Source organism: Mucilaginibacter sp., from assembly GCF_965201005.1.
GTDB lineage: Bacteria > Bacteroidota > Bacteroidia > Sphingobacteriales > Sphingobacteriaceae > Mucilaginibacter_A.
The window spans coordinates 476,628-500,961 of record NZ_OZ241747.1; the positions used below are offsets into that span (position 1 = coordinate 476,628).

Genomic DNA, 24,334 nt, shown 5'->3' on the forward strand with positions numbered 1-24,334 from the left:
TTCTTTTTATCGGGGGGATGAAAACTCCAGTGAAGCCATCGGGTTTTCGTGCGGATTGACCAAGCGGTACATATCACCTTCAAAAATCAGGTTTTTTAAGGATTTATACGTAGCAACTGCATTTTGCGAAAACTTTAAATCCTTTTCGGATAATTTGTTCACTACAATAGCATAGCCCATTTTGCCCATCATGGCCACGTCCGTCCGAAATTTCAAGGAAACTGAACTCCAGTCTGTAATATGGTTGCAACTGGCAATTACCGGATAAAAATAAGAGTATTCCCACTGGATATAAATGCGCTCCAGCGGGTTGGTGTTGTCGCTCGGCCAATATTTGGTAAAATATTGCAGGCTGCCATAATCTATCCGGCCGCCACTGCACAACATCATCGATACTTTTAGGTATTTAGGCTCGGATACCACTTAAAACGCTGTTTACAGTATAATTTTTTGTGCCACGTTTCTTATTAATAGTTTTAGGGTAGATTTACGGCTTTCAACAAAACTGAAAAATGAAAAAAAATTTCCTGCTTACCATGTTGTTTTTATCGGGTATTTTTTGGTGCCAAAGTGTTTTTGCGCAACAACAAGAACCGTATCATGATGAAATACAGGCTTTTAAAAAGCAGGACAGTTTAAAACCGCCGCCTAAAAACGGTATTGTTTTTATCGGCAGTTCTTCCCTGCGGAAATGGACGGACCTGGAAAAAACTTTTGCCGATTATCACGCCATTAACCGCGGTTTTGGCGGATCAACTTTAACAGATGCGATTTATTACGAGCATGATCTGGTAGATCCGTATCAGCCCAAACAGGTTGTGATCTACAGTGGCGAAAATGACATTGCTTACGGAAACGTAACGGCACAAATGGTTTTAAACCGGTTTAAAACATTGTTCAGGCTGATCCGAGATAAACAGCCGCTGCTGCCGGTTGCTTTCATTTCGATCAAACCAAGCCCAAGTCGTGCCCAGTTTCAACCGATTATGATCGAAGCCAATCAACTTATAAAAAACTTCCTGCAGAAGGAACGCAAAACGGTTTTTATTGATGTTTACAAAAAAATGCTGGACGAGCAAGGCCAAATGCGGCCGGAATTGTTTGGGCCAGACATGCTGCACATGAACGCAATGGGCTACCAAATCTGGACTGATGCCATCCGGCCGCATCTTATTAAATAAATTGTCAACAGTTTGTTTTCCTTAAATTTTAGCCGAAAAAACACCGGTAAAAACAGTATCGGCAACAGTTTTTTATTGCGGACTCAGCTTTTCCTAACCTGTAGCCACCCAAAAAAATCATGCTAAAAGAAGCATCGTTCTGAAAATCAAACCGGAGAAATTTAAGCTATATACAAACTGACCAGCTATTCCGCACATGCTGTTTTTATCGGTATAAAATCAGGGATATGTGCGGATATAATTTTATCATTTAATGGCCGGGGTATAAATAATGTTCAGCTTCATTTTGTAGGCTGAGGTTTTATCGCCACCGGCAATCAATCTTGCCGCACTTTGTACAGAACCGGTATTGTACTCAACAGCAGTTAGGTTATAGTAATCTGCCGGTGCTAAAAACGTACCATAATCTATTGTTTTTCCTGAAATTAAATCGCTGATATAACTGGTGATAACGAAGTGGTATTCATTTTTGGATGAATTATAGATACCTCCAAATACAGCAAGATAGTTACTGCTTAAGGATAAAGTATAAGTTCTTTTATCGTTTGTTGTTGCATCTGGCAATTCTATGCGTTGTTTGGCAACATTGTAACGATACATGGTTAATCGCGGTGCCGGTAAAAACGGGTACAATTGTGTGCCTGCAACTGGCGTAACAATCAGTTCTGCACGGTTTAAAGTAGCATTCCCCAATATTTGATGTACGCTGGTTGCCAAAGAAGGAAAAGCAATTTTAGCACGCAAACCGGCCAAACCCTGCAAATAAATTGTGCCGGCAGATTTGGTGTTGCTTAACGCCGCCGGAACAACGGTGCCCGTATAATCATGCTTGATTTGTGAAGCAAAAGTGCCCGAAGCCGGGAAGGAAGCCACCACCGTATCAATTACACCGGTACTGCTGGTTTTTTTATAGTAGATATTTAACTGGCATGAATCTGTTTGCAGATAAAAATTACCGCCTGTGCCGCCAGTAGTTTGTGCTTTGTCAAACGTTAGGTACAAACCTTTAAAATATCTTTTAAAAGCTTCTGTACCAATCAATTTTAAAGAATCTGTCAATAAAATATTACTTTTTACAAAAGAGGTATTAACAGGAATCCTAATCTGTGGCGGCAGCTTCTTGATCGTGTCTTTTGCACCGGTCACAATTTGTAAAACTTTAACCATATCACTTGGGCGGGCGTTAAAACTTCCCGTTCCGATGATGGTTGGATTGTAAGCCCAAACTTTGGTGTTATAATAAGTTTGATTTAACGGCTGCTCGGCCAACTGATAAACATTAAGCTTGTATTTGGTAGAAGTGGTATCACCATAAAACCCATGTGGTGTGTAACGCAAAACCAAAACGGCAGAATCAACCGTAACTGTACCGGTTGGTTTTGTAAAAGCAGAAGAATTTGGCGTACCGATAGACATAGCCACATTTGCTTCGGTAATACCTAAAACCGGATCTTTATAGTAAGCAAGCGGTGCAATATAAACACCAGCACTGTTGGCCAAATTAGTTGTTGCCACACTGTCATCGCGCAACGTATTTGTAACGATAGAAACAGTATCCAGCAGCGTGCCATTGATAACCTGCGTCGGGTCAATTGCCAAACTAACTGCATCCGGCTTTTTGCAACTGCTTAAAATAAAAAGACTTATCAACAAAGTCAATAAGTCTGTTTTAACAAATTTCATATAAAATCAAATCTTATGCAACATGTACCAATTCTTCATTGGTGATTTCTTCGTAAAAGTTGTAAAAATTTTCTGAATCCGAGGTTAAATTATACTCCAAAACCGGTTTGCCTGCCTTTTTAACATTATTTAACAGTTCAGGGTTCACTTCCTGGCTACCGATAACAACCGCGTCAGAATACTCCAAAGCACCGGTTTCCAAAGCTGAACTTGTGCCTGTTGCATAGGTTTCAACCTGTTTTTCAGTCATGCCGTTCATCACACTTTTTTGTATGAATGACGGGCTCAAGGTTTCGGTAAATCCGTTTTCATACAAAGAATAAATTACTTTGGAGTTTTTAAAAGTCGGGTCATCTTTATAGCTGGTTTTTACATAGGCCGGTATCAAAGAAGTCATCCAGCCGTGGCAATGGATCAGATCCGGTGCCCAGCCTAATTTTTTAACAGTTTCCAGCGCGCCTTTGCAGAAAAAAATCATTCGTTCATCGTTATCGGCGTAAAATTTTTCTTCTTTATCGCGGAAAACGTATTTGCGTTGAAAATATTCTTCATTGTCCAGAAAGTAAACCTGCATCCGGGCAGAAGGGATAGAAGCAACCTTGATAATCAGCGGGTTATCATTATCATCAATAATGATGTTCATGCCGGACAATCGGATCACTTCGTGTAAACGGTTCCTTCGTTCATTAATGTTACCGAACCGTGGCATCAGAATCCTGATTTCAAATCCTTTCTCCTGCATGGCCTGCGGAAGCTGACGGGTGATTTCGGAAATTTTAGAGAGTTCAAGAAAAGGCGACATTTCTTGGGTAATAAACAAAAGCTTAGGTTTACTCATCTTCTATTATTGTTAATTATATGTAAAGGAATTTACAATTAAGGGCACAAAGATAAACATTATCTTAAGATTAATCAATCAATTAGGCAAGCACATGGCCTGATATTTTGTATATATGCGCATTTTTGAACGCAAAAATTTTTTCACTTGGAAATTATCAAAACCATCGCTGCCCTGCAAAACCGGCTGCAAAATCAGCCTGAAACCATTGGCCTGGTGCCTACCATGGGCGCGCTGCACAATGGGCATTTATCGCTGATAAAAACAGCATTGGCACAAACCGGCTTGGTGGTTTGCAGCATTTTTGTAAACCCAACGCAGTTTACAGATGCCAGCGACCTGGAAAAATATCCGCGGCCGGTTGAGGCCGATATTGAAAAGTTGGCACAAGCCGGTTGTGCGGTTTTGTTTATGCCGGATGTGCCCGAAATTTACCCGCAAAAAGAGCATTGGCATTTGGACATTGGCGAAATAGAACACCGGCTGGAAGGCAAGTTCCGGCCGGGCCATTATCAGGGCGTGATGCAGGTGGTGTACAAACTTTTTATGGCCGTAAAACCTGATTTTGCTTACTTCGGGCAAAAAGATTTCCAGCAGGTAAAAGTAATTGAGCAAATGGTAAAATTGAAAAATCTGCCGGTAAAAACAGTAATGTGCCCGATTGTCCGCGATGCTGATGGTTTGGCCATGAGTTCGCGCAACGTTCATTTATCCCCGGAGGAAAGAAAACATGCGCTCATTTTATCGTGGGCTTTGCATCAGCTTAAAAAAAGTTATGTAAAAGAAGCATCCGAAGAACTGCGGAAAGAAGCTATTGAACTGATTAATGCTGAACCAAATGTACAGCTGGAATACTTAGAAATTGTAAACGCTGCAGATTTGGACACCGATATCAGCAACCCACAAATAGGGATTATTGCCCTTGTTGCCGCCAAAGTTGGCCAAACGCGCCTGATCGACAATGTGATTTTGGCTTGAAATTTTACGCTTACGATAATCATAAATCAATATTAACTTTGTGATATGGTTATTCAGATTTTAAAATCCAAAATCCATCGGGTAAAAATAACGCAGGCCGAACTTAATTATGTGGGCAGCATTACCATTGATGAAGATTTGATGGATGCCGCCAACATCATTGCCAATGAGCGCGTGCAGGTGGTAAACAATAACAACGGTGCCCGTTTTGAAACATATGCCATAAAAGGGGCACGCGGATCAGGCACGGTTTGTTTAAACGGTGCCACTGCAAGATTGGCGCAAGTTGGTGATATTGTGATTATTATGTCATACGGTTTTCTGCCGATGGACGAAGCAAAAACTTATGAACCGGTTTTGGTTTTCCCGGACAACAACAATAATCTGCTGATCTGATGGATAAATTAGCAGTTATAAAAAATAAGATAGCCGGCGAAAAACAGCTACAGCGCGAACTGGCTGTTTGGCGGCTCAGTGATCAGAAAATCGTTTTTACCAACGGTTGTTTTGATATTTTGCACGCCGGCCATGTGCAAAGCCTGGCCGGGGCGGCATCGTTTGGCAACCGTTTGATTGTGGGCTTAAATTCGGACGCATCGGTTAAAAGGCTGAAAGCTGAAAACCGGCCCATTCAAAACCAGGATGCGCGGGCATTGATCCTTGCAGCTTTGCACTTTGTGGATTTGGTGGTGGTTTTTGAAGAAGATACGCCCGAAAACCTTATCCATCTGGTTAACCCGGACGTGATGGTAAAAGGTGGGGATTACAAAATTGAAGACATTGCCGGTGCACAATGGGTGCTGGACCAGGGCGGAAAAGTAGAACTGATTCGTTATCTCGACAATACTTCAAGCACTGGCATCATCAACAAAATTAAAAAAGGTTTATAAAATTTAGCTGGTAAAAGAAGCATAGGCCAAACCTTTGCTAATGAACAGGCGTCTTGCAGGTGTTATAAAGCAGGCAAAGCACTTCAGCATTAAAAATTACAGAAAGCGGGTTTAAATTTATCAAAGGATTTTTACATGCTTCTTTTATCACCTAAAATCTGGTGGTTTTTGATGATTTCCTCATCAGCAAAAGCAAAATTTACCTGCATAAAAGAAGCATGGTTTTCTGATTTCGGCAAATATTTATCCGCCTGCAGCTCTCACCAGCGGGATCATTTTTGTGCCGATAAGTTCTATCGATTTCATTAACTGTTGATGTGTAAGCCCTGCATTATCCATTTGAAAGGTAAACCTGGAAATACCGCCAAGCGACTCGCTGTGCGCCAGTAGTTTTTCAGCTGCTTTTTCAGGGCCGCCTACCAGCAACACGCCTTGCGGGCCGATCAGTTGGTCAAACTGCGGCTTTGTTACAGGCGGCCATCCGCGTTCACGCCCAAGCTTTGTCCAAAGTTCGGCATAGCCGGGATAATATTCTGCCACGGCTTTTTCATTATTACCGGCCACGTAGCCGGGCGAATGCAGCCCTACTTTTAACTGTTCGGGTTTAAACCCTGCACGTGCTCCGGCTTCCCGATAAAGATCAATTAGCGGGCGAAACCGGTGTGTGCTGCCACCGATAATGGCCACCATCAGCGGCAAACCAAGTGTGCCTGCGCGGGCAAAAGATGCGGGTGTGCCGCCAACGCCAAGCCAGATGGGTATTTTTTGCTGTAATGGCCGCGGATATACGGCCTGGTTTTGCAATGCCGGACGAAACCGCCCGGACCAGGTTATAAATTCCTGATCGCGGATTTTTAACAACAAATCGAGTTTTTCCCGAAAAAGTGCGTCATAATCATCCAGGTTGAAGCCAAACAAAGGGTAAGCTTCAACGGATGACCCGCGGCCAACCACCAGTTCGGCCCTTCCTTTAGAAATAAGATCAAGCGTTGCAAAACTTTGAAAAACCCTCACCGGATCAGCGGCGCTCAAAACCGTAACCGCACTGGTTAAACGGATACGGCCGGTTTGTGCCGCCGCCGCCGCCAGGATCACGGCTGTCGCAGAATCCAGAAATTCTTTTTTATGATGTTCCCCGATACCAAAAACATCTAACCCAACCTGATCTGCCAATTTAATACGCTCCAGTAATTGCTCCATTGCCATAACGCCCGTCAGCGTGCCGGAACCATACATCGCCGAAGCAAAACTATCGATACCTATTTCCATTGCTTTTTGAATAACCAATGGCAATTTTCAACATAAGCGCATACAGTTTAGCTACACGAATGTAAATTTCTGCCTGTTCCTTCCTTTTTAAATAAAATAAAACGTGTATCCCGGGCCTTAAAAGCACTTTCAATTTTGAAGTTGTTATATTTGTTTACAGGCAAAAACAAGGCTCTTTATCATTATTTCCGGTTCTCCTTCATGCTTCGTTTATCGCCATAAAAACAATAATTGCCCATGCTTTGGTTTTGCCTAATTAATAAAAACAAAAATTTTGCCGGTAAAAGAAGCACGGTTATCCTAAAATTAATTTAACAAGTATTTTTTAAAATCTAAATGAAAATCAAATCAGGATATTTTTTTACAATTGCGGTTTTAGCTTTTGTGTTTAGTTCGTTTAATCATATTTCTGTGTTTAAAAGCGGCATCTGGCTGGCCAAACTTAAAACCACTTCGGGCACGGTGATCCCTTTTAATTTTGAGCTGAAAGACAGTGCAGGCAAAAAATCCATCAACATTATCAACGGAAAGGAAAGGTTCAAAGTAAACGATGTCAGGGTTGTGGGCGATTCTGTATTGATCAAAATGCCTTTGTTTGACAGTGAAATCCGTGCGCAATTAAAAGGGAATACGCTGGAAGGAAACTGGGTGCGGCATTTAGGCACCAAAAATGTTTTGGTCCCTTTTTCGGCACAAGCGGATGTTTCTTACCGGTTTTTTTCTTTTCCGCAGCAAGCAAAATTTAATATTTCCGGCCGATGGTCTGCGCCTTTTACCGATCAGGACGGGCAAAACAAAGATGTTACCGTTGGCGAGTTTAAACAAAACGGCACCGATGTAACCGGAACTTTTTTGACCACAACGGGCGATTACCGCTTTTTACAAGGCACGGTTTCTGGTGATGAATTGTATTTATCGTGTTTTGATGGTTCGCACGCTTTTTTGTTTACGGGGAAAATCAGCAATGAGAAAACCATTGTGAACGGAAAGTTTTATGCCGGTGCTTCATCGGTAAGTTTATGGTCGGCCACGAAAGATGAAAACGCCAAACTGCCGGATGCTTACTCGCTGACTGTTTTAAAACCGGGTTATAAAAAAATCGATTTTTCGTTTCCGGATTTGGATAAAAAACAGGTTTCGCTGGCCGACCCTCAGTTTAAAAACAAAGTGGTTATTTTGCAGATTTTGGGTTCGTGGTGCCCGAATTGCATGGACGAAACCGCGTATTTAAGCAACGATTTTTACAAAAAATACCATGCAAAAGGAGTAGCTGTTTTGGGCTTAGCTTACGAGCGGACAACGGATTTTGCGGCTTCTAAAAAAAACCTGGATCAATTGAAAACGCGTTTTAATATTCCTTACGATATTTTGGTGACCGGTTATACCAGCAACAGAGCCGAGGCGGCCAAAAGTTTGCCCGCACTATCCGGGATTGTAGGTTTCCCAACCACAATTATTATTGACAAAAAAGGCGATGTGCGCAAAATCCATACAGGTTTCAGCGGCCCCGGAACCGGAGATCATTACACCGAGTTTACACACGAATTTGAAACCCTGATCGATCAGTTACTGGCAGAAAAGTAGGTTTTAAGCCCTAGGTTCCAAAGCACCGAAAATCATTTTCAACACAGCCAGCACAATGGCAAAAATAGCGGCGGTAAAAAATCCGTCAACACTAAATCCGGTAAGCATGTGAGAAACCAACAGAACCATGCAAATAGTGATTACAAAACTGATCAGGCCCAAAGTCAGGATATTGATCGGAAAGGTCAATATCCGCAGTATAAAACCAATGGTTGCATTAACCACGGCCAGTAAAACGCCTGTCAGCACGGCTGTAAAATAACCGTTTACGTGCACGCCAGGAATAATTTGTGCGGCCAAAAAAACAGCCAGCCCGGTCAGTAAAATTTCAAGTATAAATCTCATAATAAATGTTTCGGCTGCAAATTTATCAATCCGGCTAAAAAAAACACCACTAATTTTTAGGTGATAAAAACAGTATCGTGCAAAACCAGTTCCTGCAAAATTAGTTTTAAAAGCTTGACAGTTAAATATTTTATCTATATTTGTGTTATTAAAGAAAAGAGGGGACATTGTCCCCTCTTTTCTTTTAACCGTTAATTTTGAAATATGAGTGTTGAGCAGCAGGTGAAAAACTTGGTAGAAGAGAAAATAAGCGACCGGCCAGACTTGTTTTTGGTTGATGTGAAAATGCACCCGAACGGCAACCTGATTGTGCTGGTAGATGGAGATCAGGGGATCGGGATACAGGATTGTGCGGCCATCAGCAGGCATGTAGGTTTTCATCTGGAAGAAAATAATGTGATTGAACAGGCATATAATCTGGAGGTTTCTTCCCCCGGCATTGATTTTCCGTTAAAATCAGTGCGGCAGTATCAAAAAAACATTGGCCGCAACCTGCTCGTAACACTAAATGACGGCAGTAAAAAAGAAGGCAAATTAATAGCTGCAGACGAAGAAAATATCACAATAGAAGAAAAAATAGCCGTAAAAGGCAAAAAAGCTACTTTTGAAGCAGTGCAACTGCCGCAAAACCTGTTACAGGAAGCAATCGTTTTAATATCATTTAAATAAAACCGTTGCATACTGTTTTTATAGGGATAAAAACAGTATGTGGCAGCAAGATACATTAATATAAAATTTGGTGAAAAAATGAGCAATATAAATTTAATTGATTCTTTTCAGGAATTTAAAGATTTCAAAAACATCGACCGCCCAACGATGATGAGTGTGATGGAAGATGTGCTGCGGAGCATGATCAGAAAAAAATACGGCACCGATGAAAATTGCGACATTATCGTGAACACGGACAATGGCGATCTGGAAATCTGGCGTACGCGGATGGTTATGGAAGACGGGTTTTCTGAAGATGATGATCTGGAAGTGGAGCTTGCAGAGGCCAAAACGTACGATCCGGATTTGGAAGTTGGCGATGAGCAGATTGAACTGATTACGCTGGAAAGTTTTGGCCGCAGGGCAATTTTAGCGGCGCGACAAACACTGGTTTCCAAAATTTTGGAACTGGAAAAAGACGAAATCTATAAAAAATACAAAGACCGCGTTGGAGAAATTGTGACTGGTGAAGTTTATCAGGTTTGGAAAAAAGAAGCCTTGATCCTGGATGACGAAGGGAATGAACTGCTGCTTCCGAAATCAGAACAAATCCCGGCAGATTACTTTAAAAAAGGAGATTCTGTGCGTGCCGTGATCCTGAAAGTGGACATGATGAACACCAATCCGAAGATCATCATTTCCAGGACTGCGCCAGAATTTTTACAGCGTTTGTTTGAAATGGAAGTTCCCGAAATTTTTGATGGTCTTATTGTAATTAAAAAAATCGTGCGCGAACCGGGCGAAAGGGCAAAAGTTGCGGTAGAATCTTATGATGACCGGATTGATCCGGTTGGTGCTTGCGTAGGCATGAAGGGTTCCAGGATTCATGGGATTGTGCGGGAATTGAAGAACGAAAATATCGATGTAATCAATTACACCAACAACACATCACTTTATGTACAGCGCGCTTTGTCCCCTGCTAAAATCACCTCGATAAAATTAGATGATGAAAAGAAGACAGCAGCCGTTTATCTAAAGCCGGATCAGGTATCTTTAGCGATCGGCAGGGGCGGCCACAATATAAAACTGGCAGGTAAATTGACAGGTTACGAAGTAGATGTTTACCGTGAAGTGGATGAGCACGAAGAGGATGTGGACATTGAAGAATTTTCTGATGAAATTGACGGCTGGATACTGGATGAATTTAAACGCATCGGTTTGGACACCGCCAAATCGATTTTAAACCTCAGCGTGGACGATCTGGTAAAACGTACCGATTTGGAAGAAGAGACGATAAAAGAAGTATTGTCGGTTTTACAGTCGGAATTTGAATAAAACCAATTAAAAAAATGTACTTTTGTGTAAAAGTGCAGAAAGCAATATAAATGTCAGAAGACAAATCGATAAAATTATTTAAAGCAGCAAAAGAGCTGAACATTGGCACCGGTACTATTGTTGGTTTCCTGGGTGGGAAGGGTTTTAAAATTGAAAATAAACCTACAACACAATTGAGCGGTGATATGTACGATGCTCTTTTGAAAGAATTTCAGGGTGATAAAAACATAAAGGAAGAGGCAAAGCAAATCAGCATCGGAAAAATAAGGAAAGACGAAGCTGTACAAGTGGCGGAAAAGCCTGTTGCCTTTGCTGGCCGCGAGACTGATAACCAGGAAGTGCTGGTTAAAAATTTAGGCAACCATACTGATACTGCGCGTCCTGCAGCTGCACAAGGCACAAAAGATGATGCTCATTTGCCGGGCGTAAAAGTTGTAGGCAAAATAAATTTAGCTGATTTGAACGGCCGCGGCCATCAGCAAAAAGAGGTGGTAAAAGAAGCACCCAAAGTTGAAGTGCCGAAGCCGACCGAAACACCAAAACCGGTTGATAGAAAACCGGAACCGGTTAAGGCAGAAGTGCCAAAACCTGTTGAAAAACCGGAACCTGTTCAGCAAAAACAACCGGAAATCATAACAACATCAACTTCTGCTCCGGCCGCAAAACCAGAAGATGCCAAAAAAGATGCGATAAAAGAAGCATCGAAACCAGCTGAGGCACCTGCAGCAGTTGCAGCACAAGTATCAACTCCTGAATCGAAAGAGGTACAGACTGCACCGGTTGCTATCCCTGTAAACCCAGTTTCAGTTGAAGAAACACAGCCGGACACAGAAGTAATACGCGCGCGTGCAGACCGGTTAAGCGGCCCTAACGTAGTCGGCAGGATTACTTTGCCGGTAACACCGCCAAAACGTAAAGATCAGCCTGTTGCATCTTCTAATGCAAACAGTAACGCAGCAGATCAAAAACGCAAACGCAAGCGCAAAGACAACGCACCGGGCCAGCCGCCATATCATAATCAAAATCAAAATCAAACACCTCAAGGCGGAAACAATAACGGTTTCAGCCCTGGTCAAAATAATCATCCGCGCCCGGCAAATGGTGCACCCGGCAGTCGGCCTCCTTTTAATAGAAATACCAACTCTGGCCGCCCTGATAACCGCAATAATCACGGGAACAACCGTCCGGTTTCTACAGGCCCTAAAGAAGAGCCAACAGAAAAGGAAATACAGGATCAGATTAAAGCAACGTTAGCCAGGTTAAGCGGTGCCGGTAAATCCGGTAAATTTGCGCAACGGGCTAAAATGCGCCGTCAAAAACGTGATGATTACGCTTCATCTGCAGAAGATGCGGCCATGGAGCAGCAAATGCAATCCAAAGTATTAAAAGTCACCGAATTTGTTACGGCAAACGAACTGGCATCGATGATGGATGTTTCTGTTACCCAAATTATTTCAACTTGTATGAGTTTGGGGTTATTTGTATCGATCAACCAGCGTTTAGATGCAGAAACTTTAACAATTGTGGCCGATGAATTTGGTTACGAAGTTGAGTTTGTAAAACTACAGGATGAAGAAGGTAATTTAGAAGAACCGGATGCCGCTGATACGTTGGTGTCACGCGCACCGATTGTTACTATTATGGGTCACGTGGATCATGGTAAAACGTCCTTACTGGATTTTATCCGCAAAACAAATGTAATTGCCGGAGAAGCAGGTGGTATTACGCAACACATTGGTGCTTACGAGGTTACTTTAGAAAATAATAAAAAAATTACGTTTTTAGATACACCAGGCCACGAGGCTTTTACAGCAATGCGTGCCCGTGGTGCCCAGGTAACGGATATTGTTATCATTGTGATTGCCGCGGATGACAGCATTATGCCGCAAACGCGGGAAGCAATTAACCATGCACAGGCCGCCGGTGCACCTATTATTTTTGCTTTTAATAAAATTGACCGTCCTGGTGCCAATGCCAATAAAATACGCGAACAATTGGCTGCCATGAACATTTTGGTGGAAGACTGGGGCGGAAAATATCAGGCACAGGAAATTTCTGCAAAAACAGGTTTAAATATTGATTTGCTGTTGGAAAAGATTTTGCTGGAAGCAGAATTGTTAGAGCTGACCGCCAACCCGGACAAACGCGCTGTTGGTACCGTAATCGAAGCTGCTTTGGATAAAGGCCGCGGTATTGTAACCACCGTTTTGGTTCAGGCTGGAAAACTAAGGGTAGGTGATCCGATTTTGGCCGGTTGTTACAGTGGGCGTGTTAAAGCATTAACAAATGAACGCGGACAACGGGTAGAAGAAGCCGGACCATCAACGCCGGTACAGGTTTTAGGTATGCAGGGTGCACCTACTGCAGGTGATAAATTCAACTCGATGGAAAGCGAGGTTGAAGCAAGGGAAATTGCAAACAAACGCCTGCAGTTACAACGCGAACAAGGCTTACGTACCCAGAAACATATCACGCTTGATGAAATTGGTCGTCGTTTAGCAATTGGGAACTTTAAAGAACTGAACATTATTGTTAAAGGTGATGTGGATGGTTCTATCGAAGCACTTTCTGATTCATTATTAAAACTTTCTACCGATCAGATACAGGTTAATATCATTGGCAAAGCGGTTGGCCAGATTTCAGAATCTGATGTATTGCTGGCTTCTGCTTCAGATGCAATCATCATTGGTTTCCAGGTTCGTCCTTCCGGAAGTGCACGTAAACTGGCCGAGCAGGAGCAGATCGATATTCGTTTATATTCTATTATTTACGATGCCATCAACGAGATTAAGGCAGCAATGGAAGGCATGTTGGCACCAACTTTTGAAGAGAAAATTGTGGCCAATGTAGAAATCCGTGAAACCTTTAAGATCAGCAAAGTTGGTACCATTGCAGGTTGTATGGTGATCGACGGTAAAATCAACCGTAACAGCAAAATCAGGATTGTGCGTGATGGCGTAGTGATTTACACAGGCGAATTAGCTTCGTTAAAACGTTATAAAGATGATGTAAAAGAAGTAGCAACCGGTTACGAGTGCGGGTTGAACATCAACAATTTCAACAACATCGAAGTGGGTGATATTGTAGAAGCCTACGAAAATGTTGAAGTAAAGCGGAAGCTGGCTTAAAACTAAGCCAATTTACTATAAGTCATAACAAAGCCTTGCTATTTCAAGTTAGTAAGGCTTTTTTTGTGCTTCTTTTACAGGGTTAAATATTGTGAACCTGTTTAAATTTTATCCAATATATTTTTAATGCTTCTTTTATCCTATAAAAAACGAAAATTTCCATGCTTTTTTTATCGGCTTAAAATTGGAAAACAAGATTTACGGGCATAAAAGAAGCATGGTGGTTTTTTTCGACATAAATTCAAACAGGATCTGATAAAAGGATACGGATCAAAAAGTGCAAACAAGCAGCTGGTATAACAACAATATTTTATTTGTTCATTCAAATTCCCATACTTCTTTTATCACCTAAAATTTTACCGCTAACACTTTGTAATAAAACAATTTCCAGTATCTTTGCAGTCCCGAAAATTACGGGAAAAACAAACTGTTTAATTAATTTAATACAAAGCAAGTGAATACGTTAAGTTACAAAACTGTCTCTGCCAATAAGAAAACCGTCAATAAAGAATGGGTTGTTATTGATGCACAAGGAGAGATTTTGGGGCGCTTGTCTTCTAAGATCGCAATGGTCATCAGAGGAAAACACAAGCCTGGTTTCACCCCAAACGTAGATTGCGGCGATAATGTGATCGTTATCAATGCAGACAAGGTAAAACTGACCGGAAACAAATTCAGTGAAAAAGAATATGTTTCTTACACGGGTTATCCGGGCGGTCAGAAATTCATTTCCCCTAAGGAGTTAATGGCAAAACATCCAACCCGCGTGGTAGAAAAAGCGGTGCGTGGCATGTTGCCCAAAACACGTTTGGGCAAAGCCTTATTTGGCAATCTGCACGTTTACGCAGGTGCCGAGCATCCGCACGAAGCACAAACCCCTAAAACCATTACACTTTAATTTTTAAAGGAGAAAAAGAATGTCAGTTACCAACACATCCGGCAGGAGAAAAACTGCAGTTGCCCGCATTTATCTGCAGGAAGGCAACGGTGCCATTATCGTTAATGGCAAAGATTATAAAGAGTATTTTCCAACCTTACCATTGCAATATGTGGTTACCCAATCATTAGAAGTTTCCGGCTCTACCGGGAAATTTGACGTGAAAGTTAACGTTGCAGGCGGCGGTGTGAACGGACAGGCGGGAGCCGTTCGTTTGGCAATTGCCAAAGCTATTGTTGAATTAGATGGCGAGAAAAAATCTGCTTTAAGCGCAAAAGGTTTGATGACACGTGATGACCGTATGGTTGAACGTAAAAAACCAGGCCGCAAAAAAGCACGTCGTAAATTCCAGTTCAGTAAACGTTAATTTTAAAGGAGGACACAAACAATGGCAAGAACAACATATCAGGATTTACTGGATGCAGGTGTACACTTTGGCCACCTTACCCGTAAATGGGACCCGAAAATGGCGCAGTACATTTTCATGGAGCGTAATGGCATCCATATTATCGATTTAAACAAAACATTAAGCAAAGTTGATGACGCTGCGGCGGCCATCAAACAAATTGTAAAATCAGGCCGTAAAGTATTATTTGTTGCTACTAAAAAGCAGGGGAAAGATTTGGTTGCCGATTTTGCAAAATCTGTAAACATGCCTTTCGTAACCGAGCGTTGGCTGGGTGGTATGTTGACCAATTTTCAAACGGTTCGTAAGTCGATCAAAAAGATGTCTAACATCGATAAGATGACGAAAGACGGTACGTACAGCATTCTTTCTAAAAAAGAAAGATTGATGATCCAGCGTGAGCGTGTTAAATTAGAATCACTTTTGGGCGGTATCGCTGATTTAAACCGTTTGCCGGCCGCTTTATTTTTGGTTGATGTGAAGAAAGAGCACATTGCTGTTTCTGAGGCATTAAAACTGAACATCCCAACGTTTGCAATGGTGGATACCAACTCTGATCCAACAAACATTGATTTCCCAATCCCGGCAAATGATGATGCCACCAAATCCATCTCTTTGATCTGCGGTATCATCACCAAAGCGATTGAAGAAGGTTTGGATGAGCGTAAACATGATAAAGAAGTCGAAGCTGAAAAAGAAGCTGCTGCTGCGAAAGCAAAAGCTGATGCACCACAGCAGGATGTTGCCGTTGCTGAAGGTACACGCCGCAGAAGGGCTGCCGCTGAAACGGAAGCACCTACAAACGTGATAGACAGCACTGCGACAGAAGGACATGGAGCGGCTTAATTTCCTTTTCAACAGAAAGGAAAAATAACAAATTAAAATTTTCGGGTTGCGGGTTCAGGTTGAAAAACTGATAATCTTCAACCCGAAATAAAATATTAACTGTTGTAACCGAACTGTTTTAAGTTTAGGGTGTACAACTTTTCAAATCAAAAAAATATGTCAACAGTACAAATTTCTGCGGCAGACGTAAACAAACTGCGCCAGCAAACCGGAGCCGGAATGATGGATTGTAAAAAAGCATTGACGGAAACCAATGGTGATTTTGAAGCTGCAATTGATTTTTTGCGTAAAAAAGGTGCCAAAGTTGCCGCAAGCCGTTCAGATCGTGAATTAAATGAAGGCGTAGTTATCGCCCGTACATCTAATGACGGGACGCGTGGTGTTTTGATCGAACTGAACTGCGAAACAGATTTCGTAGCTAAAAATGCTGCTTTTATCGCTTTTGCAAATGATATTGCCAACCGTGCAGTTGATGAAAAACCGGCCACTATTGCAGATTTAACGGCTTTAGGTTTAGATGTGGACAATGATCGTTTAACTATTGCCGATGCGATTTTAGATCAAACCGGAAAAATCGGTGAGAAAATCACGATTTCTAAATACGAGGTTTTAGAAGGAACACGCGTAGTGCCTTATATCCACGGTAATTTCCGTTTGGGTGTTTTGGTTGCTTTAAATGAAGTTGCCGAAGGTGTTGACGAAGCCGGAAAAGACGTGGCCATGCAAATTGCGGCGATGAACCCGGTTGCGATTGACAAAGGTGACGTGGATGCAACCACCATCCAACGCGAGCTGGACATTGCGAAAGAGCAAATCCGTGCCGAAGGAAAACCGGAAGAAATGGTGGAAAAAATTTCCCAGGGAAAACTGAACAAATTTTATAAAGATTCTACTCTATTAAATCAGGAATTTGTGAAAGATTCATCCAAAACGGTTACCCAGTTTTTAAATACCGTGCAAAAAGGATTAACGGTGACCGCATTTAAAAGAGTTGCTTTAGGCTCATAAACAATCATCTCAATCCCCGCCTAACCAGCGGGGATTTTTTTTGTGCTTTTTTTATCGGTAAAAAAATGACTTCAGCGTTTTACAACTTACAACTGATTACCAACGGAACGATTTTTAAAGAAAAAGTGGTTTTGGTTGAAAATGGTTTTGTAACCGATATCATTGATCAACACCAATTTTTACCCGATAAAAACAGCATCAATCTAAATGGTGCTTACCTTGCCCCAGGCCTGATCGATCTGCAGATTTACGGCTGCGGAAATGCTTTGTTCGGAGGAAAACCAACCGTTGCAGCTTTGCAGGAAATGGAAACATGTTTGCTGCAACAAGGCACAACCGGTTTTTTTGCCACGATTGCCACCAACACAACCGAAATTGTTTTGCAGGGAATTGAATCTGCAAAAACATACCGTAAAAACAGCATCGGCAATTTTCTGGGTCTGCATTTGGAAGGCCCGTTCCTCAACCCAAAACGAAAAGGCGCACATCCGGAAAACCTGATCCGGAAAGCCGGTTTGCAGGAACTGAAACATTGGTTTGATCTGGCCGAAGGTGAAATCAAAATAATGACCATTGCGCCGGAACTGCAAAGCGATGAAGTGCTGTATTTTCTGGATCAGCAAAACATTATTTTATCTGCCGGGCACAGCAATGCTTCTTTTACCGAGGCAAATCGTTTTTTAAAATCGCCCGTAAAAGCGGTAACGCATTTATACAACGCCATGCCGCAAATGCACCATCGCGATCCGGGTTTTATCCCGGCTATATTTGAGCAAAAACCGTTTACAAGTATTGTTCCGGACGGGATTCATGTAGATTATCCGATGGTCCGCCTGGCAAAACGCGAATTGGGCAACAAGCTTTTCCTCATCACCGATGCGGTAACAGAAAGCAGCGAAGGCGTTTATCAGCATCAACTCAACAAAAACCATTACGTAATGCCTGACGGAACTTTATCAGGTTCAGCCTTAACAATGCTAAAAGGTGTGAAAAACTGCGTTCAGTTTGCTGATATTGCTTTGGCAGAAGCGGTTAACATGGCTTCGCTTTATCCGGCACAAATGTTAAAAGACGAAACAAAAGGACAAATCCAAAAAGGCAGCCGGGCAGATTTTATCATATTTAATGCAGATTTTGAACACCTGCATACTGTTTTTAAAGGACAATTTTTGCCCGTCAAACCTCAACCTTAAAATAAAATTTACAATAAACACTTTAGCAAAACATGAAATATAAGAGAATCCTCCTGAAATTGAGCGGTGAATCCCTGATGGGCGACCGACAATACGGTATTGACAACAAACGGGTTTTACAATATGCAGAGGATATTAAAAGTGTGTTTGAGGCCGGCATGGAAATAGCGGTTGTGGTTGGGGGAGGAAATATTTTCCGCGGATTGAGTGCAGAAAAATCAGGAATGGAGCGCGCCCAGGCCGATTATATGGGCATGTTGGCTACCGTGATTAATTGCATGGCTTTGCAAAGTGCGCTGGAAGGGATCGGCGTAGAAACCCGTTTGCAATCGGCCATCAAAATGGAGCAGATTTGCGAGCCTTACATCCGCCGCCGGGCGATGACGCATTTGCAAACCGGCCGCGTGGTGATTTTTGGTGCCGGTACAGGAAACCCTTATTTCACCACAGATACGGCCGCTTCTTTGCGTGCGATTGAAATCAAAGCGGATGTGGTTTTGAAAGGCACCCGCGTGGATGGCATTTATTCTGCCGATCCTGAGAAAAACCCTTCCGCAGTAAAATATGACCAGATCACGTTTCAGGAAGTTTACGATAAAGGCTTGAACGTGATGGACATGACGGCCATTACGTTGTGCCAGGAAAACAAACTGCCGATCATCGTTTTCGACATGAACAAAACAGGGAATTTTAAAAGGATTGCCGAAGGTGAAGCCATCGGCACGCTGGTACACTAATTTTAGGCCGATAAAAACAGCATCATTCCCCAACAATTTTAGATCAGTATTTTTACTTTTGTCGAAATTATAATCAACAATGAGCGAACTCATTAAAACACAGTTAAAAGATACGAAAGCGCAGATGGAACGCGCCATTGAGCATTTAGATAGTGAATTGTTAAAAGTACGTGCCGGAAAAGCTTCCCCGGCCATGCTGGACGGCCTTTTTGTAGATTACTACGGAACCGCAACGCCATTGGCGCAAGTTGGCAGCATCAACTCGCCGGACGCGCGCACTTTGGTGATCCAGCCCTGGGAAAAATCATTGCTTGGACCGATTGAGAAAGCGATCATCGAATCAAACCTCAGCCTGAACCCGCAAAACGACGGGCAGATCATCCGCATCAACGTACCGCCATTAACCGAAGAACGCAGAAAAGACCTTGTAAAAAAAGCACATGCCGAGGCGGAAAACGGCAAAATTACCATCCGCAACATCCGCAAAGATGCCAACGAAAAAATCAAAAAGTTTAAAACGGAAGGTGTATCTGAAGATGATATTAAAGTTGGCGAAGGCGACGTGCAAAAACTGACAGACAGTTATATTATAAAAGTTGACCAACTGGCCAGCGTAAAGGAAAAAGATATTATGACGGTTTAAAAACTATTTTTAAACTACTTTAGAGAGGGAATATCCGAATGGCAATTCCCTCTTTTTATTTTAAAATTACATGAATTTACTACTCAATTATTTAAAAACCCATCGTGGCTATGTGTTAATAGCATTGTTGCTTGCTGCTGTTAATCAGGGATTTTCATTGCTTGATCCATACATTACGGGTCGTGTTTTTGATAAATACATCGATAAAATCAATGTCCTGTCGCGGCATGATTTCATTTATGGCGTGCTTGCTTTAATCGGTTTGGCTATTGGGGCAGCAATGGTTTCGCGTATTGCCAAAAATTTCCAGGATTATTACACCAATATCATTACTCAAAAAGTGGGTGCCAAAATGTATGCTGATGGCTTAGAACATTCTTTAAAATTGCCGTATCAGGTATTTGAAGATCAGCGGAGCGGAGAAACTTTGGGTGTTTTGCAGAAAGTAAGGCTCGATACCGAAAAGTTTATTACTTCTTTTATCAGTGTTTTATTTGTAAGCCTGATCGGGATGATGGCCATCATTTTTTATTCGTTAACCGTTAGCTACAAAGTTACATTGGTTTATTTTGCCGCCATCCCGGTCATCACTTTTGTAAGTATGTTTTTGAGCCGGAAAATAAAAACAATCCAAACAAAAATCGTTAAGCAAACAACCGCACTTGCCGGCTCCACAACAGAATCGCTGCGCAATATCGAATTGATTAAAAGTTTAGGTTTGGCCGGACAGGAAATTAAACGATTGAATAAAACAACGTATCAAATCCTGGAATTAGAATTAAAAAAAGTGAAATATGTGCGAAGCATGAGTTTTGCACAAGGCACAACTGTAAACTTTGTCCGCAGTACAATGGTAGTGGTTTTACTGATTTTGATTTTTGAAAAAACGATTTCACCAGGGCAATATTTATCATTTCTGTTTTATTCGTTTTTCCTTTTCAATCCGCTGCAGGAATTAGGAAATGTAATCCTTTCCTGGCGGGAAGCCGAGGTTTCGCTGGGTAATTTTAAGCAGATTTTAAGTACAGATATCGATGTAAAACCAGCCAATCCTGTCCATCTGCCAAAAATTAATACCTTGACTTTTGATGAAGTAAGTTTTAAACACCTTACCGGAAAACGCAATGCCATCAGCGATATTGATTTTAGTGTGGAAAAAGGGGAAACCATCGCTTTTGTTGGCCCTTCGGGTTCCGGGAAAACAACTTTGGTGAAAATGCTGGTCGGTTTGTATCAGCCTTTAAGCGGAAAAGTGCTTTATAACAACATCAGCAGTAAAGAAATTGATTTGGACCAGCTGCGCGAAAAAATTGGTTTTGTAACGCAGGATACGCAACTATTTTCCGGGACAATCCGCGAAAACCTGCTTTTTGTGCAGCCCAAAGCAACCGATGAAGAATGTTTATCGGCCATGAAACGTGCAGCTTGCTACAACTTGTTGGCACGTGCAGAAAATGGTTTGGACACGGTTATCGGCGAAGGCGGCGTAAAGGTTTCGGGCGGGGAAAAGCAGCGTTTATCGATTGCGAGGGCTTTGCTTCGGAAACCGGATCTGTTGGTTTTTGATGAAGCTACTTCTTCGCTGGATTCGATTACGGAAGAAGAGATTTCTAAAACGATCCGCGATGTTTCTGAGCAGGAAAACCACATCACGATTTTGATTGCGCACCGATTATCCACTATTTTACATGCCGACCGGATTTATGTGCTGGAAAAAGGCCGCATCATTGAATCCGGGAAACATGCAGAATTGCTGGATTTAAAAGGTTTATATTACGCCATGTGGCGCCAGCAAATTGGCGAACGTACAGAAGCGGAAGTGTGATTTTAAATTAAAAAGCTGGGTTAAATTTAAGCGGTGATCATTTAGAATGCTTCTTTTACCACCTAAATTTTGCTTCTTTTAATTGTTGGCAATAGAAAAATCTACGTAAAAAAACCATCAATTTTTAGGTGATAAAAGAAGCATGGAAAATTGAGTTCAAGTTTTTAAAGCCTGAACTCAATTTGTTTTTTTAACAAAACATCCTCTGCTGATCTGGCAATCATTACATCAAACGTTCCCGGCTCTGTAACCAACTTCATGTTTCGGTTCCAGATGGCAATGTCTGCTGCACCAATATTGAAAGTAACGGTTTTCACTTCTCCCGGATCAAGTGAAATCTTGCTAAACCGGCTTAAAGCCATAACAGGCGTGCTCACAGAGTTCACCTTGTTTCCCAAATATAACTGCACTACTTCTTTACCTGCAATGCTGCCTGTGTTTTTTACGTCAACAGAGATCGTTACCTGATCGTTTTTATTGAATTGCGTTTTTGAAACCTTTAAATTATCATATTTAAAGGTTGTATAACTTAAACCAAAACCGAATGGGAACAAAGGGTCTGTTGATGAAAATACATAATCCAAGCCCGGTTTGTCTAACGTACCATGCCGTCTATTAATCCCTTTTGCCGAATTTACATAGTTGTAAAACACCGGAATGTGGCCTGCCGATTGCGGTACGGACATGTTTAACCTGCCGGAAGGGTTTACTTTGCCGAATAGGATGTTTGCAATTGCGTTACCACCTCTTTCGCCCGGATACCAGGCTTCGAGTATGGCCGGGACGTGTTCTTTTTCCCAGCCAATGCTCCAGGGGCGGCCGTGCACTAAAACCAAAATTACAGGCTTCCCGGTTTTATAAACAGCTTGCAGCAGCTCGCGTTGTACGCCCTGCGGGTCAATATCGGTAACATCGTATCCTTCTCCGCAGGTAAATGGGTCTTTAGGTTCACTTTCCGGGGCATGGCCATTCCACCCAATCCCGGAAAAAACCACACTGGTTGTACCCAGCACTACAACAACTGCATCGCTTTCCCTGGCAGCTTTTACAGCCTGATCAAACCCGCTTTTATCGTACCCTGTAAGCTCGCAGCCCTGTGCGTAATTAATTTTTATCCGATTATCAACGAGTTGTTTGATACCTTCTAAAACCGTAGTGCCAGAACGGTTGTCGCGCGTAAAACTATAATCCCCGTATTGAACCTTATCGGCATTTGGCCCGATCACAGCAAGTGATTTTAAATTACTGATATTTAATGGCAAAGTATTATGGTCATTTTTCAGCAGGATGACAGACTCCTCGGCAATCTTCTGAGACAGGTTAATATGGTCTGCCGTGTGCAACCGTTTGCTAAAGTTCAGCGTATCTGCCAGCGGTTTTTCAAACAAACCTGCTTTAAATTTTGCAGTAAGTATCCTTGTAACTGCATGGTCAATTTGTGATTCTTTAATTTTTCCGCTTTTGACCAGTTCTGCCAGATGCGTATATACGTCCGGACGGGAAGCTTCCAGATCAACACCGGCAGTAATGCCCATCAGAGCTGCATCGGCAGGGGTTTTGGCCACTTTATGAAAGTTGTAAAGCTGGCTTAAGCCACCGTAATCAGAAAAAACATATCCTTTAAAACCCCATTCTTCCCGTAAAACCTGCTGAAGTAAAAATTGGTTGCTATGTGCCGGTACACCATCTATTTCGTTGTAAGACGGCATTACCGCATAAATATTTGCGTTTTGTACCGCTACTTTAAACGGAGGCAGAAACATAGACCGTAATTCCCTTTCACCGATTTCTGCAGGCGCAAGGTTTATGCCAGCCATAGGCTTGCTGTAAGCTGCAAAATGTTTGGCTGTGCACATTAATTTGTTTGCTGCAATAAACTTTTTGCTTGATGCCGGCACTCCCTGCATACCTGTTACAAATGCAGCACCCATCCGGCCCACTAAGTAAGGGTCTTCTGCAAAACACTCTTCCACACGGCCATAACGGGCATCCCGGATAATATCAAAAAGAGGTGAAAGTGCCTGATCCACACCCGATGAAGATGCCTCATAAGCGATTACCGAACCCATTTGTTTGATCAGTTCGGGGTTCCAGGTACTGCCTTGCGCTATCGCCTGCGGAAACACGGTTGCCCCGGCCGCCAGCTGGCCATGCAGGCATTCCCCAATCTGTATTGGCGGAATGCCCAGCCTTGTTTTATTTTTGGCGTGTTGCTTTGCGGTTATTGATTGGGCCGCAACTTCTTTGGCACTTATAAAAGGGCTTTCCAAAACCCCGTAAGCTATGTTGCTGGCCGTAGATTCTTTTAATGAAGACATGCTCATCTGCCCGATTTTTTCTTCGAGTGTCATCCGCTTTAAAAGATCGGCCACACGTTTTTCAACAGGTGCATTTTTGTTTTTATATAACTGGGCATTTGCAGCACTTGTGAGCAATAAAGCACTGAAGAGAATATATCGAAACATGAGCGTATTATTTAATCCTGTTTTAAATGTTATTGAATTCACAATGCTTCTTTTACCTGTTAAAAATCATTAAACCAGTTGTTTTTACCACCACAAAAAAACAAACATAAATTTTATGGGATAATAGAAGTATTATGGAAAAACCATAATGAAGTTTAAACAGGGTTTTGGTTTAAATTGCATTAGCTGATTTTTAAAATAATGAACTTATGCAGGTAAATGTAGTAGTTTTGTACTATTGCGGGCCTGTTTAAATTGTGTTTATTATAAAATCCTGATGCTTCTTTTAGCACCTAAAATTTAGTGTTTATAGCTTTATTGTTATGAAAAGTAAAATATACTTCACTGTTTTTTAGGCGATAAAAGAAGCATCATAAAAAATTAAAGTTATGTTC

At 42.0% G+C, this 24,334-nt stretch carries 22 protein-coding genes; 16 read left to right on the forward strand and 6 right to left on the reverse strand.

Going from position 1 to position 24,334, the window contains the following annotated elements; translation table 11 throughout:
* Window positions 1-6: 6 nt before the first annotated feature.
* On the reverse strand, window positions 7-423 hold the full coding sequence (locus tag ACOFKR_RS02095; protein WP_419802379.1) for an alpha-galactosidase: 417 nt from the start codon (window positions 421-423) through the stop codon (window positions 7-9).
* A gap of 89 nt (window positions 424-512) precedes the next feature.
* Here ACOFKR_RS02095 and ACOFKR_RS02100 point away from each other — a divergent pair, with 89 nt between their 5' ends.
* Window positions 513-1,181 (forward strand): GDSL-type esterase/lipase family protein, encoded by a 669-nt coding sequence (locus ACOFKR_RS02100; protein WP_419802380.1) that lies wholly within the window; start codon window positions 513-515, stop codon window positions 1,179-1,181.
* Window positions 1,182-1,427: 246 nt separating this feature from the next.
* Here the strand turns inward: ACOFKR_RS02100 and ACOFKR_RS02105 are convergent, their stop codons facing one another.
* Window positions 1,428-2,864 (reverse strand): DUF4270 domain-containing protein, encoded by a 1,437-nt coding sequence (locus tag ACOFKR_RS02105; protein ID WP_419802381.1) that lies wholly within the window; start codon window positions 2,862-2,864, stop codon window positions 1,428-1,430.
* Window positions 2,865-2,877: 13 nt separating this feature from the next.
* Window positions 2,878-3,702 (reverse strand): glycogen/starch synthase, encoded by an 825-nt coding sequence (locus tag ACOFKR_RS02110; protein WP_419802382.1) that lies wholly within the window; start codon window positions 3,700-3,702, stop codon window positions 2,878-2,880.
* A gap of 147 nt (window positions 3,703-3,849) precedes the next feature.
* On the opposite strand from ACOFKR_RS02110, the gene panC reads away from it, so the two are divergent.
* The 3 genes from panC to rfaE2 are packed head-to-tail and all read left to right on the forward strand — an operon-like array spanning window position 3,850 to window position 5,570.
* Window positions 3,850-4,680 (forward strand): pantoate--beta-alanine ligase, encoded by an 831-nt coding sequence (gene panC, locus ACOFKR_RS02115; RefSeq protein WP_419802383.1) that lies wholly within the window; start codon window positions 3,850-3,852, stop codon window positions 4,678-4,680.
* Between the two features lie 45 nt (window positions 4,681-4,725).
* On the forward strand, window positions 4,726-5,076 hold the full coding sequence (gene panD / locus ACOFKR_RS02120; protein ID WP_419802384.1) for an aspartate 1-decarboxylase: 351 nt from the start codon (window positions 4,726-4,728) through the stop codon (window positions 5,074-5,076).
* On the forward strand, window positions 5,076-5,570 hold the full coding sequence (rfaE2, locus tag ACOFKR_RS02125) for a D-glycero-beta-D-manno-heptose 1-phosphate adenylyltransferase (RefSeq protein WP_419802385.1): 495 nt from the start codon (window positions 5,076-5,078) through the stop codon (window positions 5,568-5,570). The genes panD and rfaE2 overlap by 1 nt, the downstream gene beginning before the upstream one ends.
* A gap of 243 nt (window positions 5,571-5,813) precedes the next feature.
* Here rfaE2 and ACOFKR_RS02130 read toward each other — a convergent pair whose 3' ends face one another.
* Complete coding sequence (locus ACOFKR_RS02130; protein WP_419802386.1) at window positions 5,814-6,839, reverse strand: LLM class flavin-dependent oxidoreductase; 1,026 nt, start codon at window positions 6,837-6,839, stop codon at window positions 5,814-5,816.
* A 336-nt stretch (window positions 6,840-7,175) separates the two neighbouring features.
* Here ACOFKR_RS02130 and ACOFKR_RS02135 point away from each other — a divergent pair, with 336 nt between their 5' ends.
* Window positions 7,176-8,423 (forward strand): peroxiredoxin family protein, encoded by a 1,248-nt coding sequence (locus ACOFKR_RS02135; protein ID WP_419802387.1) that lies wholly within the window; start codon window positions 7,176-7,178, stop codon window positions 8,421-8,423.
* 3 nt (window positions 8,424-8,426) lie between these two features.
* Here ACOFKR_RS02135 and ACOFKR_RS02140 read toward each other — a convergent pair whose 3' ends face one another.
* Entirely contained in the window at window positions 8,427-8,768 is a 342-nt protein-coding gene (locus ACOFKR_RS02140; RefSeq protein WP_419802388.1) for a phage holin family protein, read from the reverse strand.
* Window positions 8,769-8,972: 204 nt separating this feature from the next.
* Here ACOFKR_RS02140 and rimP point away from each other — a divergent pair, with 204 nt between their 5' ends.
* From rimP to ACOFKR_RS02195, 11 genes are all read left to right on the forward strand, one after another.
* Window positions 8,973-9,437 carry a ribosome assembly cofactor RimP gene (gene rimP, locus ACOFKR_RS02145; RefSeq protein ID WP_419802389.1) on the forward strand — a complete coding sequence of 155 codons (465 nt, stop codon included), beginning with the start codon at window positions 8,973-8,975 and terminating at the stop codon, window positions 9,435-9,437.
* 78 nt (window positions 9,438-9,515) lie between these two features.
* The gene (gene nusA, locus ACOFKR_RS02150; RefSeq protein ID WP_419802390.1) at window positions 9,516-10,751 is read left to right on the forward strand and encodes a transcription termination factor NusA; all 1,236 of its coding nucleotides are present in this window, start codon (window positions 9,516-9,518) and stop codon (window positions 10,749-10,751) included.
* Window positions 10,752-10,801: 50 nt separating this feature from the next.
* Entirely contained in the window at window positions 10,802-13,879 is a 3,078-nt protein-coding gene (infB, locus tag ACOFKR_RS02155) for a translation initiation factor IF-2 (protein ID WP_419802391.1), read from the forward strand.
* A gap of 454 nt (window positions 13,880-14,333) precedes the next feature.
* Window positions 14,334-14,777 carry a 50S ribosomal protein L13 gene (gene rplM / locus ACOFKR_RS02160; RefSeq protein ID WP_174288123.1) on the forward strand — a complete coding sequence of 148 codons (444 nt, stop codon included), beginning with the start codon at window positions 14,334-14,336 and terminating at the stop codon, window positions 14,775-14,777.
* 19 nt (window positions 14,778-14,796) lie between these two features.
* The gene (gene rpsI / locus ACOFKR_RS02165) at window positions 14,797-15,183 is read left to right on the forward strand and encodes a 30S ribosomal protein S9 (RefSeq protein ID WP_419802392.1); all 387 of its coding nucleotides are present in this window, start codon (window positions 14,797-14,799) and stop codon (window positions 15,181-15,183) included.
* A gap of 21 nt (window positions 15,184-15,204) precedes the next feature.
* On the forward strand, window positions 15,205-16,068 hold the full coding sequence (rpsB, locus tag ACOFKR_RS02170; protein ID WP_419802393.1) for a 30S ribosomal protein S2: 864 nt from the start codon (window positions 15,205-15,207) through the stop codon (window positions 16,066-16,068).
* Between the two features lie 156 nt (window positions 16,069-16,224).
* Entirely contained in the window at window positions 16,225-17,076 is an 852-nt protein-coding gene (tsf, locus tag ACOFKR_RS02175; RefSeq protein ID WP_419802394.1) for a translation elongation factor Ts, read from the forward strand.
* Window positions 17,077-17,141: 65 nt separating this feature from the next.
* Window positions 17,142-18,269 carry an N-acetylglucosamine-6-phosphate deacetylase gene (nagA, locus tag ACOFKR_RS02180; protein WP_419802395.1) on the forward strand — a complete coding sequence of 376 codons (1,128 nt, stop codon included), beginning with the start codon at window positions 17,142-17,144 and terminating at the stop codon, window positions 18,267-18,269.
* A 32-nt stretch (window positions 18,270-18,301) separates the two neighbouring features.
* A complete protein-coding gene (gene pyrH / locus ACOFKR_RS02185) occupies window positions 18,302-19,006 on the forward strand; it encodes a UMP kinase (RefSeq protein WP_419802396.1) in 705 nt (234 codons plus the stop codon).
* A 79-nt stretch (window positions 19,007-19,085) separates the two neighbouring features.
* The gene (gene frr, locus ACOFKR_RS02190; RefSeq protein ID WP_419802397.1) at window positions 19,086-19,649 is read left to right on the forward strand and encodes a ribosome recycling factor; all 564 of its coding nucleotides are present in this window, start codon (window positions 19,086-19,088) and stop codon (window positions 19,647-19,649) included.
* Between the two features lie 70 nt (window positions 19,650-19,719).
* Window positions 19,720-21,474: an ABC transporter ATP-binding protein gene (locus ACOFKR_RS02195; RefSeq protein ID WP_419802398.1), complete on the forward strand. Its 1,755-nt coding sequence runs from the start codon at window positions 19,720-19,722 to the stop codon at window positions 21,472-21,474.
* Window positions 21,475-21,638: 164 nt separating this feature from the next.
* On the opposite strand, the gene ACOFKR_RS02200 is transcribed toward ACOFKR_RS02195, so the two are convergent.
* On the reverse strand, window positions 21,639-23,939 hold the full coding sequence (locus tag ACOFKR_RS02200) for a glycoside hydrolase family 3 N-terminal domain-containing protein (RefSeq protein ID WP_419802399.1): 2,301 nt from the start codon (window positions 23,937-23,939) through the stop codon (window positions 21,639-21,641).
* Window positions 23,940-24,334 lie beyond the last annotated feature (395 nt).